The 16057-nt window shown below is 68.0% G+C and carries 13 protein-coding genes; 5 read left to right on the top strand and 8 right to left on the bottom strand.

The genetic code is table 11. The annotated features are described in order from the left end of the window. Nucleotides 1-280: 280 nt before the first annotated feature. The 5 genes from egtB (at nt 281) to DTA15_RS18325 (ending at nt 3982) form a co-directional block, all read left to right on the top strand. Nucleotides 281-1507: an ergothioneine biosynthesis protein EgtB gene (egtB, locus tag DTA15_RS18345; RefSeq protein WP_006487298.1), complete on the top strand. Its 1227-nt coding sequence runs from the start codon at nt 281-283 to the stop codon at nt 1505-1507. Further along, entirely contained in the window at nt 1491-2504 is a 1014-nt protein-coding gene (gene egtD, locus DTA15_RS18340; protein ID WP_006487311.1) for an L-histidine N(alpha)-methyltransferase, read from the top strand. The genes egtB and egtD overlap by 17 nt, the downstream gene beginning before the upstream one ends. A 296-nt stretch (nt 2505-2800) precedes the next feature. Then, on the top strand, nt 2801-3103 hold the full coding sequence (locus DTA15_RS18335) for a hypothetical protein (RefSeq protein WP_006477218.1): 303 nt from the start codon (nt 2801-2803) through the stop codon (nt 3101-3103). A 53-nt stretch (nt 3104-3156) separates the two neighbouring features. Continuing rightward, nucleotides 3157-3411 (top strand): glycine zipper 2TM domain protein, encoded by a 255-nt coding sequence (locus DTA15_RS18330; RefSeq protein WP_006487314.1) that lies wholly within the window; start codon nt 3157-3159, stop codon nt 3409-3411. Nucleotides 3412-3598: 187 nt separating this feature from the next. After that, a complete protein-coding gene (locus DTA15_RS18325; RefSeq protein ID WP_006487299.1) occupies nt 3599-3982 on the top strand; it encodes a hypothetical protein in 384 nt (127 codons plus the stop codon). A gap of 267 nt (nt 3983-4249) precedes the next feature. On the opposite strand, the gene DTA15_RS18320 is transcribed toward DTA15_RS18325, so the two are convergent. The 8 genes from DTA15_RS18320 to DTA15_RS18285 all read right to left on the bottom strand — a co-directional run bounded on the left by DTA15_RS18320 (nt 4250) and on the right by DTA15_RS18285 (nt 16022). After that, nucleotides 4250-7282 carry a type III restriction-modification system endonuclease gene (locus DTA15_RS18320; protein WP_006487322.1) on the bottom strand — a complete coding sequence of 1011 codons (3033 nt, stop codon included), beginning with the start codon at nt 7280-7282 and terminating at the stop codon, nt 4250-4252. Further along, on the bottom strand, nt 7282-9300 hold the full coding sequence (locus tag DTA15_RS18315) for a site-specific DNA-methyltransferase (protein ID WP_034178472.1): 2019 nt from the start codon (nt 9298-9300) through the stop codon (nt 7282-7284). Before DTA15_RS18315 ends, DTA15_RS18320 begins: the two co-directional genes overlap by 1 nt. Nucleotides 9301-9646: 346 nt before the next feature. After that, nucleotides 9647-10774, bottom strand: a complete 1128-nt coding sequence (locus DTA15_RS18310; protein ID WP_012492982.1) for a porin — start codon at nt 10772-10774, stop codon at nt 9647-9649. Between the two features lie 282 nt (nt 10775-11056). Then, nucleotides 11057-11734, bottom strand: coding sequence for a response regulator (locus tag DTA15_RS18305; protein ID WP_006491276.1), 678 nt, complete (start codon nt 11732-11734; stop codon nt 11057-11059). A gap of 13 nt (nt 11735-11747) precedes the next feature. After that, nucleotides 11748-13115 (bottom strand): sensor histidine kinase, encoded by a 1368-nt coding sequence (locus tag DTA15_RS18300; RefSeq protein WP_006491279.1) that lies wholly within the window; start codon nt 13113-13115, stop codon nt 11748-11750. 87 nt (nt 13116-13202) lie between these two features. Next, complete coding sequence (locus tag DTA15_RS18295) at nt 13203-14051, bottom strand: ABC transporter permease (RefSeq protein ID WP_006491277.1); 849 nt, start codon at nt 14049-14051, stop codon at nt 13203-13205. 58 nt (nt 14052-14109) lie between these two features. After that, nucleotides 14110-14907, bottom strand: coding sequence for an ABC transporter ATP-binding protein (locus DTA15_RS18290; RefSeq protein WP_006491292.1), 798 nt, complete (start codon nt 14905-14907; stop codon nt 14110-14112). Between the two features lie 110 nt (nt 14908-15017). Further along, nucleotides 15018-16022 (bottom strand): ABC transporter substrate-binding protein, encoded by a 1005-nt coding sequence (locus DTA15_RS18285; protein WP_006491288.1) that lies wholly within the window; start codon nt 16020-16022, stop codon nt 15018-15020. Between the last annotated feature and the right edge of the window lie 35 nt (nt 16023-16057).

Here is a 16057-nt window from a genome sequence, read left to right as displayed (position 1 = left end):
CGGCGCCGACCGTCCGTTGCACATGCGATGCCGACATCACGAATGCTTTCATTTTTCTTTCTTGTTCGTTTCAGCCGAAATCCGATTCGCGACGTTCACATTTCTGGACCATACTGTTCTGCACGGGCAGACGAAGTGACGCCGCATCCGCGGCCCGGCGCGCGCGCCGGCTGCCCGACGACGCAGCAGCAAATCGCACGTCAGCCGCGCGCATTCGAGCGCAAGGCTTTCCCTTTTCCGGCAACGCAACGCAGCGAATCGCGACGTGGACGGTAAACCGATGAGCCTTCTTGCATCCCCGCTTCAGCGCCGTTACCAGGACGTGCGCGCCCATAGCGTCGCGCTGACCGCGACGCTGTCCGCCGAAGACCAAGCCGTGCAGTCGATGCCGGACGCGAGTCCGACGAAATGGCACCTCGCGCATACGACCTGGTTCTTCGAAACCGTCGTGCTGATGCGCCGCGTGCCCGGCTACGCGCCGTTCGACGACGCATTCCAGTTCCTCTTCAATTCCTATTACGAAGCGCTCGGCCCGCGCCATCCGCGGCCGCAGCGCGGGCTGCTCACGCGTCCGTCGCTCGACGAGGTGCATGCATATCGGCAATACGTCGACGATGCGATGCTGCGCGCGCTGGCCGGCGCCGATGCGGCGCTGCTCGACGCGATTGCCCCCGAGCTCGTGCTCGGCCTGCATCACGAGCAGCAGCATCAGGAACTGATCGTCACCGACATGCTCCATGCGTTCTCGTGCAACCCGTTGCGGCCGGCATTCCGGCCACGCACGGGCGACGAAGCCGGATGCGCGCTCGCCGCGGGCGACGCCGGCCCGTTGCGCTGGCTGCCCCAGCGCGGCGGGCTCGTCGAGATCGGCCACGATGGCGACGCGTTCTCGTTCGACAACGAACGGCCGCGTCACACCGCGCTCGTGCGGCCGTACGAGATCGCCAACCGCCTCGTGACGAACGCGGAATTCGCGGCGTTCGTCGCCGATGGCGGTTATACGCGCCCCGAATTCTGGCTGTCCGACGGCTGGGCCACGGTGCAGCGGGAAGGGTGGCAAGGGCCCGCGTACTGGATGCCGGACGACGACGATGCGGCCGCCACGCGCGTGCGGCGCACCTTCGGCCTGCACGGCGTCGAGCCGCTCGCACCCGACGCGCCGGTGTGCCACGTGAGCTTCTACGAAGCGGCCGCGTATGCGGAATGGGCCGGCGCGCGGCTGCCGACCGAATTCGAATGGGAAACCGCGTTCGCGGCCGACGGTATCCGGCAGATGCTCGGCCACGTGTGGCAGTGGACGCGGTCGTCCTACGAGCCGTATCCGGGCTTTCGGCCGCTGGCCGGGGTCGCGGCCGAATACAACGGCAAGTTCATGGTCGGCCAGCAGGTCCTGCGCGGCAGCAGCATCGCGACGCCGCCCGGGCACGAACGGCCGACGTACCGCAATTTCTTTCCGCCGGCGGTACGCTGGCAATTCACGGGAGTGCGACTTGCGCGAGACGTCTGACCTGACGGCCACGAGCGGTGGCCTGCAACCCGCCCGCGATTCGCGGCCGAGCGCATTCGAGCGCGACCTGATCGACGGACTGTCGCGCACGCCGCGCAGCATCCCGCCGAAATACTTCTACGATGCGGCCGGCTCCGCGCTGTTCGACCGCATTTGCGAACTGCCCGAGTACTACCCGACGCGTACCGAGCTCGGCATCCTGCGCGATCGCGCGGCCGAGATCGTGCAGCGCGTCGGCCCGCATGCGGACATCGTCGAGTTCGGCGCGGGTTCGCTCGAGAAGATCCGCGTGCTGCTCGACGCATTCGCGAACAATTACGCGAACGCACCGGCGCGCTACGTGCCGGTCGACATCTCCGCCGATTACCTGCACGGCGCGGCCGCGCGGCTGCGGGCGGCCTATCCGTGGCTCGACGTCGCGCCGCTCGCGGCCGACTACACAAAGGCCGAGCAACTGGCCGCGCTGACCGAGACGCCGCGGCGGCGCATCGGTTTCTTTCCCGGCTCGACGATCGGCAACTTCTCGCCGGAAGAGGCCGACACGTTCCTGCGCGACGCGGCGCGGCTGCTGCGCGGCGGCGGCCTGCTGGTCGGCGCCGATCTCGTGAAGGACGAGCGTACGCTGCATCACGCGTACAACGACGCGCAGGGCGTGACCGCGCAGTTCAACCTGAACCTGCTGGTGCGCGCGAACGCGGAGCTCGGCGCGGACTTCGACGTCGACGCGTTCTCGCACTGCGCGTTCTACGATCGCGGGCGGCAGCGCATCGAGATGCATCTCGTCAGCGACGTCGCGCAGACCGTGCACGTGCGCGGCCATACGTTCCGCTTCGAAGCCGGCGAACGCATCCATACGGAGAATTCGCACAAGTTCACGATCGACGGCTTTCATGCGATGGCGCGCCGCGCCGGGTTCGAGCCCGATACCGTGTGGACCGACGCGGACCACCTGTTCAGCGTGCACTGGCTGCGCAGCGTCGACGATATCCGCGCGTAACGCAGCGCTGCTGCGAACCGCTCGCGCCGCGAAGGTGAGGGCGGTTCGCTCGCGATGCCCACCGGCGGGTTCGATCCCGTTGCCCGGTTTCGTGCCGAAAATTCCCCTTTTTACCGACCCGACGCATCGTTGCAACGGGGTGTGGAACGCCGCCTCTTCCTTGTCCCGCAAGGCTTTGCGGGCACCCGTAAACGTCCGTTACCTGTCTCGCATACCCGTTTCACCTGTGTCAGCGTCCGGTGCCTAGACTCCGAACCGTATTCACATGAAGCACGACACGTGCAGGGAGTCGCGAGATGAGCAAGAAACTGATTCTCGGTGCAGTTCTCGGTGTAGCGGCGCTGGCAGCCTCGGGCGTCGCATCGGCCCACGTCGACCTGTCGGTCGGCATCGGCGTGCCGGGCGTCTACACGGCGCCGGCGCCTGTCTACGTCGCGCCGCCGCCGCCGGTGATGTACGCGCCGGTCGGCTATCGCGATGACGACTGGCGTGCGCGTCAGTGGCGTGAACACGAGTGGCGCCGCCGTGAATGGCGCGAGCACGAGTGGCGCGAGCGCGCCTGGCGTGACGGTGGCGGCTGGCGCGGCCGTTGGGACTGAGCGCGACCGGCTCACGAGCGCACTGATCACGACGACCTGAGGAGAGTGATCACATGAATCCCATCCGGTACATCGGACGGTATGCAACCGCCGCAGTCGTTGCGCTCGCAACGATCGGCAGCGCGCACGCGGCGGGCTGCATGAAGGGCGCGGTGGTCGGCGGGGTGGCCGGCCACTACGCGGGACACCACGCGGTGGTTGGCGCGGTCGGCGGCTGTATCGTCGGCCATCACATGGCGAAGAAGCAGGCGCAAGAGCAGGCCGCGCAGCACAAGGCCGCCGTGCAGGGCATGCAGCCGGCGCAGTAAGCGACCTCGTTACCGGGGCGATGCCGTGGCGTCGCTCCGGTGCTTCGTTCCGGCGTTCATGCGCGCACCGAATTGATCCGACGAATGCGTGCCGCACGCGTCGTTACGATCATTTACAACGTCGTGTGGCGCGAATGTCGCGCGTTCATAAAATGCAGTCACACAAACGCGCTCCAGGGAGCACCAGATGAAACAGCAACGATATCTGTCCGTCCTGACGGTCGCGCTGCTCGCGCTCGGCTCGGTGTCCGCCCATGCGGCGGCCGGCGGCAATGGCGGTGGCGGGGGCAACGGCGGCGGTCATGGCGCAGGCGGCTCGGGCGGCTCGGGCGGCAACGCGGGCGGCATGTCCGGCGGCCACATGAGCGGCCAGGCGCTGAGCAACTCGAACGGCATGCACGCGGGCGACCGCGACAAGGGCCTCGCGCGCGCGGCCGACCGTTCCGACACGATCGCCGATCGCGCCGGCACGCAGCCGGGCCGCGGTCACTCGCACGCGCATGGCCATACCGCCCATGCGTCGACGTCCACGCATCATTCGCATCGCAACGCATTCGGCCGCACGCTGTAAGCTCGGCCAGCGAATGCAGGAGAAGGGCGCTTCGGCGCCCTTTTTTCATGGTGAAAACGCAACGTGGCTGGCGACCGGAAACATCGTGCCGACCCGATTTGCAACCAGCCGTAACCGCCGCGCCCGCCCGCGAGAATACGGATTGCTTTCACGCGAATGACAGGATGAAAACCGGCCGGAGCAACAGGCGACACGCGGGCACCCGGCACGATCGATAAAAGCCGAGCCACGCCGATAAAAAAGGGCGGCTCGTCGCCGCCCTTCGTCTTACCGCCCGCCGCCCGCCGGCGGCGCACCGGAGGCCGATTCGAACAACGCATCCGCCCGCCCGACGCGCACGAAGCGCGCCGCGTCGTCGCCATCGACCAGCGCGCGGAAATGCGCGTCGCCGCACGCGAGCTTCGCGCGCTCGTGCTCGCTCGGCACGTGGCCGTCGGCATTCGGCGTATCGACGACGAAGTACAGCCGCTCGCCGCCATCCTGTTCCGCGAGCACGGCCCAGTCGGGGTGATAGCTGCCGAGCGGCGTCTGCACGCGGAACCATGCAGGCAGCTTCGCGTACAGCTTCACGCCGTCGTGCGCTTCGAGCGCATCGGCGAACGCGCGCTCCGCGTCCGTCTCGCATACGACCGCTTCGTGGATCGACTTGCGCGCGTCCGGCCGCAGGTTGCGCAGGTAGCCGGTCAGCGCCTCGCTCTCGAACGATTCGAGCGCATGCACGTGGCGCTCGCCGAGCTTGCGGTACGCGATGCCCGCGACGAGGGCGAGCCGCTTGCAGCGGTTGATCGCATCGGCCGCCACCGCGATGAACTGCTGCGGATTCACGCGGAAATCGTCGAGCCGACCGCTGTCGGCGAGGATCGTCGCGAGCGAACGGCGAGTGAGCTGCGTGCGGTCCTGCAGCTCGGTGAGCAGGTCGGGCAGCGGCAACTCGCCTTCGTCGAGCAGCACGGTGCCGGCGCCGGCCACCTCGATCGCCTCGATGCCGGCCTTGCCGATGTCGATCTCGGCCTTGCGCCACTGCAGCCGCGCCCGTGCGATGTCCGGCGCGTCGCGCAACGCGGCCGTGCAGTCGCGCACCAGCTTCGCGTTGTCGAACTCGACGCGGTACACGGTGCGATGGCGAATGCGATCCCACAGCGCGCGGAAATCCTCGCCGAACACGACGGCCTTGCCCGACGCATCGCGCCGCAACGCGATCGCGCGGCGCTCGTCGGCGTTGCGCACCGCGAAGCGGCCGGACAGCTTGCGCAGCGTCGCGACGATCGGCGCGCGCAGCCGCTCGAACGCGTCCGGCAGCACGAGCGCGCTCTGGCGCAGCGCATCCTTCAGCCGGTCGAGCACCTTGCCCTGCGCGTCGACGTAGCCCTGCTCGTGCAGATGGTTCCACAGCACGCGCGACAGCTCGATGCCGAGCGCATGCGCGGGGCCGTCGTCTTCCTGCACCGGCAGCGCCGCGAACTGGTGTTGCTCGACGATCCCGAAACGGATGCCCGTATCGGCCTCGATTTCCTTCTGCAGGTTTTCCGCGAACGACTCGTAGCGCTCGGTCGCGATCACGGTGAGCGTGTTCACGCCCGCGTCGCGCACGCGTTCGCCGTCCTGGTCGACGGCGAGGCGCAGCCCGCGGCCGAGCGTCTGACGGCGCTCGCGTTCGGTCTGGATGTCGCGCAGCGTGCATATCTGGAACACGTTCGGGTTGTCCCAGCCTTCCTTCAGCGCCGAGTGCGAGAAGATGAACTTCAGCGGCGTGTCGAACGACAGCAGCGCTTCCTTCTCGCGCATGATCAGGCCGTATGCGCGCTCCGCGTTCTCGCGGGCCGCCGCGCTGCTTTCGCTCGTGTCGGTCCAGCCGCCCTTGCGGTCGATCGAGAAGTAGCCGTTGTGCGCACGCTCGACCTCGAGGGCGATGTCGACGCCGTCGAACAGCGCACGGTAGGCCGGTACGCGGGCCGCGCGCGCATATTCCTCTTCGAAGATCAGCGCGTAGTCGCCCTTCACGGGCATGCCGTTCTCGTCGTAGCGGCGATAGCGCTCGACCGAGTCGACGAAGAACAGCGACAGCACCTTCACGCCGCGCTCGGCCAGACGCAGCTCCTTGTCGAGATGCTCGCGGATCGTGCGGCGGATCATCTCGCGCTGCACGGCGAGCGTGTCGATGTCGCCGAACGCCTCGCCGAGCGACAGGAACGCCTCGCCTTCCGGATGGCGCAGCTCGACGTATTCGGCGCCCTTGACCGCATGCACTTCGCCGATCCGCAGCCCCGCATACAGCGCGCGCTTGGTCAGGCGCTCGAGATCGTCGCCGTCGGTGGCCGACACGATCTGGCGCTTCACACCGGCCGCCGTCGCGACGTCGAGTTCGACGCGCGCGCTGATCGCGCCGCGCCGGTTCGACACGCCGACGAGCCGCACGTACGGCTTGTTGTGCGCATCCTCGACGATCGCCGACGCGATCTCGATCTGCTTGACGAGCTTGCGCTCGTACGCGTCGACCGCATCGAGCCGGTACACCATGTGGTGACGGTCGACGTGGGTGGCCGAATAGCGCAGCGTGCAGAGCGGCGCCATCGCGGCGAGCGCTTCGCGCCCGCGCCCTTCGAGGCCGCCGTCGACGCTTTGCGGCTCGTCGACGATCACGATCGGCCGCGTCGCGCGGATCAGGTCGATCGGCTTCTCGCCGCCGGTCTTCTCGCTGTCCTTGTAGAGGTTGTTGATCTCTTTCTTGTTGATCGCGGCGACCGTCATCACCATGATCTGGATCGCCGCGCTCGCCGCGAAGTGGCGCACCTGGCCGAGCTTCGCGGAGTCGTACAGGAAGTAGTCGTACGGCACGCCCGCGTACAGCGCGCGGAAGTGATCCTCGGTGATCGCGAGCGTCTTGTGCACGCCTTCCTTGATCGCGATCGACGGCACGACGATCACGAATTTCGTGAAGCCGTAGCGGCGGTTCAGCTCGAAGATCGTGCGCAGGTACACGTAGGTCTTGCCGGTGCCGGTCTCCATCTCGACGGTGAAGTCGCGCGAGCCGGGCAGGCCGGACGGCGGCAGCCCGCCGCGCAGCTGCACGTCGGCGAGATTGCGCGCGAGCGCGTCGTCGGTCAGCGACAGCCGGTTGCCGACGCCTTGCTCCGACACCGCGAAGCCGAGCGAGCCTTGCGCGGCGGCCGTCGTGCCGGGCGCGGCGTTCGCGAGCACGCTGAAGTCGCCGCGATACGATTCCTGGCCGCGAAACAGGTCGCAGACGGCGTCGATCGCCTCGCGCTGGTAGTCGAGATCCGCTTCGAAATGCAGCCGCATCACAGGCTCCGCACGCGCTTCACGCCGTGCTGTTCGAGCAGCGCGGCGAGATTGAGCTTCGCGACGTCGTCGACGAAGCCGCTGTCGCGGAACAGGCACGTGACGTCGCGCGACGCGCCGGTGGCGTCGAGCAGGTCGACGATGCCGTCGGCGAGCGGGCCCGCGTCGTCGCGCGACAGGCGCGCATCGAAGCACGCGACGATCGCGCGCCCGATCAGGTGCACCGTCTTGCCGGCCACCTGGTGATGCTCGACCGGCGTGCACAGGTCGAGGCCGAGCTTGAGCGTCAGCTCGGCGAGCAGGTCGTCCTCGGTGCGGCCGGTCTTCACGTGTTCGACGGACGCGAAGAGCGCATGGTCGAAGTCGTCGCGGCGCGGGTCCCACTCGATCACGTTGGTCGTGTCGAGCCGGTACACGCGAAAGCCGAGGTCGCCATAGCTTTCCGGATAGTCGCGCGCGACCTGCTGCGCGGCGCGGCGCAGGCGTTCCTTCGTGATTTCGGCGAGCGTCAGCGGTTTTTTCAGCTTCGCGCAGAAATCGGCGGCGGCCGTCTGCGTCTTGTCGCGGCGGTCGAGCGCCTCGGGCAGCTGCACGAGGATGTAGCGGCGCGCGCCGCCGTCGGTCGCGTTCACCTGCATGACAGCGTGGCCGGTCGAGCCGGAGCCGGCGAAGCAGTCGAGCACGATGTCGTCGCCGCGCGTGCACCAGCCGATCACGGCCGCCGCGAAGTCGACCGGCTTCGGCAGGTCGAACGGAATGCCGAGCGTCTTCAGCAGCGCGTCGTCGGAGCCGGCGAACGGCAGCACCGACGGCACGTTCTCGTACATGTTCTCGTCGAGGTAGTAGATCCGCTGCGGCTGCGTGGTTTCATCCGGGCCGAATTCGATCTGGCCGCGTTCGAGCAGCGCCTGCATCGTCGCCGGCGGGTTGCGCCAGCCGCGCGCCGGCATCGCGCACGGCTTGCCGGTGACCGGGTGGATCAGCGGCGTGAAATATTCTTCGGGCGCCTTCTTCTTGTTCGGCCAGGCCATCGACACGAGGCGGTACACGCGGCCTTCCGCCGACAGCCGGTCGTACATCACCTCGCCGCCGGACAGGTTGGTCTGCGCCTTCATCCACGCGCGGTACGCCTTCTGCGCGTCCTTCGGGTTGCCGCTGCGGTACACCGCGTCGTGCGCGGCGTCGAGCATGCGCTGCGCGTTGCGCTTCGGGCGCTTGAGCGGCGCCCGTTCGAGCAGCGTCTCGGCGTTGCGCGCGAACAGCACCAGCGATTCGTGCTGGTACGCGACGCCGCGCGCGTCGCCCTTCGGGTTGCGCTTGTCCCACACGGCCACGCCGAGCTCGTTTTCCTCGCCGAAGATCTCGCGCAGCATCAGCACCAGCGCATGCACTTCGTGCTCGTCGATGTGCACCGCGATCAGCCCTTCGTCGGACAGCAGCGCGTGCGCGAGCTTCAGGCGCGGATACATCATGTTCAGCCAGTCGGTGTGGAACCGGCCGTTCGCCTCGGTGTTGGTGCTGCGCTTCACGCCGGCTTCGGTCTGGCCCGTCATCGCCAGGTAGTGGCGGATGCTGTCGCTGAAGTCGTCCGGATAGACGAAATCGCTGCCGGTGTTGTACGGCGGATCGATGTAGACGAGCTTCACCTTGCCGGCGTAGCTCTTGTGCAGCAGCTTCATCACGTCGAGGTTGTCGCCCTCGATCACCAGATGGCGCGTGTCGTCCCACGCGACGCTGTCGTCGGGGCAGGGCCGCAGCGTGCCCGTCGACGGCGTGAGCGCGGCCTGGCGCGCGGCGCGCTTGCCGTGCCAGTGGAAGCCGTAGCGCTCGTCGGCGTCGCCGACCGTGCGCTCGCCGACCAGCGCCTTCAGCACGTCGACGTCGACCGACGCGCCGTGCGGGCCTTCGGTCACGAGTTCGGGGAACAGCGCCTTCAGGCGCGCGACGTTGTCGGCGGTGAAATCCGTCGACATCGCCTGCGGGCTGGCCGCATCGAGTTTCTGCATCGTCTTTTCCATCGGAACCCGGCCGCGCGCGCCAGGACGTCGGGCGCGCTCACGGCACCGGCGGCAACGGCCGCCCGGGCAAACCCGAAACGCTAGCGAGTCGGTCGGCGCAGGTCAAGCGCCGATGTGGGCCGGGCGCGTGCGCATCGGCCGCGATCGCCCGCCGGACGGGCCGCGAGCGGGTTCGGGCCGGTTGTCGCGCGGGGCGGCCGGCGGGCGCGCGACGGCGCCGCTCAAAGGCTGAAACAGGACGAAAAAAAGGGCACGGTCGGCGCAAGCGCCGGCGTGCCCGCATGGAGAATCCCGGAAGAAGGGTGCGGCAGGGCCCGGCGGGCCCCGCCCGGATGACCGCCTCGGGTCAGAAGCGCGTGCGGATGCCCGACGTCAGTTCGAGCTGGTTCTTCGCGCCGAACGTCGACGACACCGTGTAGCCGCCGTGCAGCTTCATGTAGTCGCCGGCCAGGTACACCTCGGTGCGCTTGCTCAAGTGATAGAACACCGACCCGTAGATCGTCTCCTTGAAACCGTTGGCGACGCCGTTGGTCAGGCTGAACGCGCCGAGGTTGGCGTTCGGCGTGAAGCCGTCCGCGTTGTTCGCGGCGTTCTTGATGCGCATCTGCTGGTAGCCGAGCTCGTAGTCGAGCGCGCCCTTCGGCGCGATCTTCATCGACACCGTCCACGAATCGTCGTGGCGCTGGCCGAGCGGGCCCTGGTCGCCGTTGTAGCGGAAGTAGCCGGCATTCAGGCGCACGATGTCGAACGTGTAGTTGCCGCCGACCGAGAACGTCTGGTTCCGGAAGCCGTTGTGGTTCACGTGGTTGTAGAAGCCCGACACGGCGAACGGCCCGCCGTTGTAGCCGAGCGCGGCCTGGTACGCGGAGCCGGTCGCGAACGACGTCGAGTTGCTGAACTGGTAGCCGGCGCTCGCGAAGATGCCGTTGCTGAACAGCTTCTTCCACGCGACGCCGTTGTTGTAGCGCGTGCCGGTCGGGCCGGCCGCGTAGAAGATCATCTGCTTGAAGTTGTTCGAGTTGGTCCAGCCGCCTTCCTCGGTCGACAGCTTCGCGGAGCCGTACGCGTCGCCGTAGATCGTCGCCGCATCGCGCGCGATCGTGTTCTGGAAGCCGGCCGTCAGCTTGCCGAAGCGCTCGTCCTCGACGCCGACCCACGCGTCACGGTCGAAGATCTGGCCTTCGTCTTCCATCTGGCCGTTCGCGACCACGAATTCGCTTTCCAGGCGGAAGATGATCTTCGTGCCGCCGCCGATGTCTTCAGCGCCTTTCAGGCCCCAGCGGCTGCCGCTGAACCACGGTTCGCCTTCGTTGCCCATCCCGATCACGTGCTTGCCGTTCGCATCGGCATGGGTCCGGTAGGTCGGAAAGCTCAGGTCCATCAGGCCGTAGAGCTGCACGGTCGACTGCGCATGCGCATGGCCGGCGCACAGGCCCGCCGCCGCGATGGAAAGGGCAAGGGTTTTTCGTTTCAAGATCGTCTCCTCCGAGCTGCCGCATTGAAATCCGGTCGTTGGCAGTACGTAATGTATGCCGACTCTTGCCGGCCACAGCGAGCGGGCCGACGCATAGCATCGTAGAGGGGGCAATCCTTCACGGCGCTTTCCCGGCGGAAAGAATCGGATCGGTGAAAACACCGAACGCGCAGCCATCACGGATCGGGCACGCGAGCGGAAGCGGTTCTGCCGGACGTCGGGCAGGCCTCGATGATGATTCGCGCTACGAATTGATGTGCGGAAGGCGGGAGGCGCGCCGCGTCAATCGTGCGCGCTCTTCATGCGCAGGATGTAACCGAGCCCGCGCAGCGTGATGATCTCGGCCGTGCTGCCGGCGAGATGCTTGCGCAGCCGGTGGATGTAGATGTCGATCGCGTCGGCGCTGGGCTCGTCGTCGAGCGCGAACACGCTGTCCATCAGCCGCGCCTTCGACACCGTCTTGTTCTGCTGCAGCATCAGCGTTTCGAGGATCGCGTGCTCGCGGCGGCGCAGCGCGAGCACCGCGTCGCCGCAGCGGAATTCGCGCGTACCGAACGCATAGACGAGGTCGCCGCACACGAGCTGCGTCGTGCCGACGCCGGCCTGCCGGCGGATCAGCGCACGGATGCGCGCCACCAGCTCGCGCGACTCGAACGGCTTCACGACGTAATCGTCGGCGCCCGCGCCGAAGCAGTCGACCTTGTCGTCGACCGAGCCGTGCGCGGTCAGCATCAGCACCGGCACGTTGTCGTTGCGGCGCCGCAGCCGTGCGAGCACTTCCTTGCCGCTGATGCCGGGCAGGCGCATGTCGAGCAGCACCGCGTCGTAGCGTTCGGTCTTGAGCACCGTGTCGGCCCGTTCGCCGTCGCCGACGCAGTCGACCGCGAAATCCTCCCCGCGCAGCAGGTTCACGATCCAGTGCGCGAGCTCGGCGTTGTCTTCGACCAGCAAAAGTTTCATGACGGCGTTCTCTTCAATCGAAAGCGGGCAACCGCACGGTCACGACGATCCCGCGATTGCCGGGCCCCGGCGCGAGCGACACGCTGCCGCCGTGCGCCTGCGCAATTTCGCGGACGATCGCGAGCCCGAGGCCCGAGCCCTCGGTGTCGGCCGACACGCGGTAGAACCGCTTGAATACGTGCGGTCGCGCTTCGGCCGGGATGCCGGGGCCGTCGTCGACCACGTCGAGCACGATCGCCTCGCCGTCGCGCCGCGCGCAGACCGTCACGCAGCCGCCCGGCTGGGTGTAGCGCACCGCGTTGTCGACGAGGTTCATCACCAGCGCGGTGAGCAGGCTGTCGCTGCCCGCGACGTCGAGCCGCTCGCCGAGATCCGCGCCGAGGTCGATGTCGCGCCGCTGCGCGAGCAGGATCGTCTCCTCCAGCACGCTCGACACCACCGTGGCCAGGTCGACGCGCTGGGTCAGGAGCGTCGACGGCGTCGCTTCCGCGTGCGCGAGCAGCAGCAGCTTGTCGGTCACGTCGGCCATCTTGCGGCTGCTGCGCTGCATGCTGTCGAGCACCGACGCGAGTTCACGATCGTCGTTGCCGCGCTGCTGCGCGTACTGGATCTGCGTGTCGAGCACCGCGATCGGCGTGCGCAGCTGGTGCGCGGCATCCGCGATGAAGCGGCGCTGCGTGGCCGTGTGCGTGTTCAGGCGCGCGATGCACTGGTTGATCGCGTCGACGATCGGCCGCAGTTCGTATTGCAGCCGCTCCGGGCGGATCGGCTCGAGTTCCATCGGCCCGCGGTCGGCCACGTCGTCCTTCAGCTTCATCAGCGGGCGCAGCTCGAAGGTGAGGCCGAGATAGACGAGCACCACCGCGAGCACCAGCATCAGGGACAGGCGCACGAGCTGCGGCCGCCAGATCGTCGCGACCATCGCGCCGTACGAACGCGTCGTTTTCGCGACGACCACGGTGACCGTCTCGACCTGCCCCTCGTCGTACAACTGGCGGTCGTAGGCCACCGCGCGCAGCGGCACGCCGTCGAGCGACGTGTCGTACAGCGTCGGCTCGATGCCGTGCCGCGCGGGCAGGTCGAGCGCAGGATTGCCGGCGAGCAGGCGCTCGTGGCCGTCGATCACCTTGTAGAACACCGAGTCGCCCGACGGCGATTCGAAGATCTCCAGCGCGGCGGGCGGCACGTCGGCCGCCGGCCGGCCGTTGCGCCATTCGACGTCCTCGCCGATCGTGCGCGCGGACGCGACGAGCGCGCTGTCCTGCACGAGCGCGGCCGTGGTCCGCGCGGTGTCGTACGACATCGCGCCGGCGATCAGCACGAACACCGCGAGCGGCAGCAGCAGCCACCACAGCAGTCGTCCGCGCAGGCTGTGCGCCATCCTGTTGCGCTCCTTCCCGGAAATGCCGAACCGCGCCGGGGTCGCCGGCGCGGTCGGGGTGTCATGTCAGGCGCCGGCGCGCGGCGTTCAGAACGCCGCGGGGCGCCACTTCAGCAGCCGCTTCTCGATCCGCGTCAGCAGGTAGTCGGCGGCCAGCGCGACCACGGCCAGCACGATCATCGCCGCGAACACGCCGCTCGCGTTGAACGCGCCCTGGGCGGTGGAGATTAACAGCCCGATCCCCTGCTTGGAACCCAGGAATTCGCCGACCACCGCACCGACCAGCGCGAAGCCGAAGCTCACGTGCAGGCTCGCGAGAATCCAGGAGAGCGCGGACGGGATCACGACCGACGTGGTGATCTGCCGGCGCGACGCGCCGAGGATCTGCGCGTTCGCGATCAGGTAGCGATCCGCTTCGCGCACGCCCTGGAACGCGTTGCCGAACACGACGAAGAACACCATCACGACGGCCAGCGCGATCTTCGACGCCATCCCGAGGCCGAGCGCGATCACGAACACCGAGCCGAGCACGACGCGCGGAATCGAGTTCGCGATCTGGATGTACAGGCCGAACACGTCGGCCATCAGCTTGTTGCGGCCGAGCACGATCCCGCAGATCACGCCGGCCACCGAGCCGATCAGGAAGCCGATCGCGGTTTCCTCGAGCGTGACCCACACCTGCGTGAGCAGCGGACCCTGCGACGTGCCGTTCACGAACCAGTCCTGGATCTGCGCGAAGATCAGCGACGGCATCGAGAAGAAGAACGGATCGATCCATTTCAGCCGGGCGGCGAGTTCCCACCCGCCCAGCACGATCACGAGTACGGCGATCCGCAGCGTGACGATCAGCGTGCGCCGGCGGCGCAGCCGGCGTTGCGCGGCGCGCTCGTCGTCCTCGAGCGTGGTCGCCGGAAGGGCGGTGGTGGGAAGCGTCATGTCGGTCATGCTCCTGTCCTTGCTGTTTCTTGCCGGTGCTTGTCGTGCGGCGTATGCGTCAGCCGATCTGCACTTCTTCGCGCAGGTCGTGCCAGATGTCCTTGGAAATTTCGATGAAGCGTGCGTCGTAGCGCACTTCCGACATGACGCGCGGGCGCGGCAGGTCGATTTCATACACGCGCTTGAGCGTCGCGGGGCGGGCGGTCAGCACGAACACGCGGTCGGCGAGCGCGATCGCTTCCTCGAGATCGTGCGTGACGAACACGACCGACCCCTTGTTCGCGGACCACAGCTGCAGCAGCTCGTCCTGCATCAGCGTGCGGGTCTGCATGTCGAGCGCGGAGAACGGCTCGTCCATCAGCAGGATTTCCGGCTGGTTGATGAAGGTCTGCGCGAGCGCGACGCGCTTTCTCATCCCGCCGGAGAGCTGGTGCGGGTAGTGTTTGGTGAACTTGTCGAGGCCGACCTTGCGGATCCACTCCTCGGCCTGCGCGTACGCGACGTCCTTCGAGCGGCCGCGAAACAGCGGGCCGGCCGCGACGTTGTCGATCACGTTGCGCCACGGGAACACGGCGTCGGCCTGGAACACGAAGCCGATGCGCGGGTCGATCCCGTCGACCGGGCGGCCCATCACGCGGACTTCGCCCGACACGGGCTTGAGCAGCCCGGTGATCAGGTTCAGCGTGGTCGACTTGCCGCAGCCGGTCGGGCCGACGATCGCGATGAATTCGCCGCGCGCGACGCTCATGCTGAAGTCGCGCAACGCGACGGTGGCCTTGCCTTCCGGCGAAATGAAGCGGCACGACACATTGCGAAACTCGATCGCCGGTGTGCTCGGGGAGACTGCCTGATTCATCGCATCGATCCTGCGGGTGAGGAGGGCGTCGCAGTGGCGGCGCCGGGCCGGTCAACCGGGCCGGAACGGGGAACGCCCGGCGGCGGGATCGCCGCCGCCGGCGTCGCGGCTTACTTTGCGTTCACGAAATCGTTCGTATAGGTGCGCGCCAGGTCGATGTGCTTGCCCTTCACCGACGGATTGAACGCCGACAGCACCTTCAGCACGGTCGCCGGACCGTCGGCCGGCATCTTGCCGTCGGCCGTGTACATCGGCAGCGACGCCTTCAGCGCGGCCACGTACAGCGCCTTGTCCTTCTGGTAGTCGGCCGGCATCTTCGCGGCGATTTCCTCGGCGCTGTGCGTGTGGATGAACTGCATCGTCTTCGCGAACGCGTGCGCGAGCTTGGTCGCCTCCGCCTTGTGCGCATCGGCCCACGCCGACTGCACGTACAGGCTCGCGGCCGGGTAGGTGCCGCCGAGCGCGGCGCGCGTGCCGTCCAGCGTGCGCAGGTCGACCAGCACCTTCGCATCGCCCATCTTCTCGAGCGCGGACACCGTCGGCTCGGTCGTCATCCCGGCGTCGATGCGGCCCTGCTTGATCGCGGCGATGAAGCTCGCGTCGGCGCCGACCGGCAGCATCGTGTACTGCGTCGACGGCACGCCGTGCTGCAGCGCAAGGTATTGGGTGAGGAAGCTCGTCGACGAGCCGAGGCCCGTCACGCCGAGCGTCTTGCCCTTCGCGTCGGCCATCGACTTGAAGGTCGGCGCGGCCTTGGTCGAGACCATCTCGACTTCGCCCGGCACCTGGCCGAACACGGCGATCGCCTTCACGTCCTTGCCCTTGCTCTGCAGGTCGATGGTGTGATCGTAGAAGCCGACGACGCCTTGCACGGCGCCCGCGAGCAGCTCGTTCTCGGCGTCGACGCCGGCCGGCTGCGACAGCAGCTCGACGTCGAGCCCTTCGGCCTTGAAGTTGCCGAGCTCCTGCGTGAGCCGCGCGGGCAGGTAGATCAGCTTCGCGATCCCGCCGACCATGATCGTGATCTTGCCGCCGTCGTCGGCGAACGCGGGATGAGCGGCGAGCGCGCAGCTCAGGCTGGCTGCAACGGCGAGGGTGCGCAGGATGGGTCGCATCGGGGTCGTCTCCTTCGTTGTATTCGTATGGCGCG

This window comes from Burkholderia cenocepacia (genome assembly GCF_900446215.1).
Taxonomy (GTDB): domain Bacteria; phylum Pseudomonadota; class Gammaproteobacteria; order Burkholderiales; family Burkholderiaceae; genus Burkholderia; species Burkholderia cenocepacia.
The sequence above is the reverse complement of the archived record's forward strand: the minus strand, read 5'-3'. Positions and strand labels throughout refer to the sequence as shown.

Bases quoted from the DNA above. Each gene is read 5' to 3' on its own strand.
- egtB (WP_006487298.1), top strand. From the start codon at position 281: ATGAGCCTTCTTGCATCCCCGCTTCAGCGCCGTTACCAGGACGTGCGC.
- DTA15_RS18335 (WP_006477218.1), top strand. From the start codon at position 2,801: ATGAGCAAGAAACTGATTCTCGGTGCAGTTCTCGGTGTAGCGGCGCTG.
- DTA15_RS18330 (WP_006487314.1), top strand. From the start codon at position 3,157: ATGAATCCCATCCGGTACATCGGACGGTATGCAACCGCCGCAGTCGTT.
- DTA15_RS18325 (WP_006487299.1), top strand. From the start codon at position 3,599: ATGAAACAGCAACGATATCTGTCCGTCCTGACGGTCGCGCTGCTCGCG.
- DTA15_RS18320 (WP_006487322.1), bottom strand. From the start codon at position 7,282: ATGCGGCTGCATTTCGAAGCGGATCTCGACTACCAGCGCGAGGCGATC.
- DTA15_RS18315 (WP_034178472.1), bottom strand. From the start codon at position 9,300: ATGGAAAAGACGATGCAGAAACTCGATGCGGCCAGCCCGCAGGCGATG.
- DTA15_RS18305 (WP_006491276.1), bottom strand. From the start codon at position 11,734: ATGAAACTTTTGCTGGTCGAAGACAACGCCGAGCTCGCGCACTGGATC.
- DTA15_RS18300 (WP_006491279.1), bottom strand. From the start codon at position 13,115: ATGGCGCACAGCCTGCGCGGACGACTGCTGTGGTGGCTGCTGCTGCCG.
- DTA15_RS18295 (WP_006491277.1), bottom strand. From the start codon at position 14,051: ATGACGCTTCCCACCACCGCCCTTCCGGCGACCACGCTCGAGGACGAC.
- DTA15_RS18290 (WP_006491292.1), bottom strand. From the start codon at position 14,907: ATGAATCAGGCAGTCTCCCCGAGCACACCGGCGATCGAGTTTCGCAAT.
- DTA15_RS18285 (WP_006491288.1), bottom strand. From the start codon at position 16,022: ATGCGACCCATCCTGCGCACCCTCGCCGTTGCAGCCAGCCTGAGCTGC.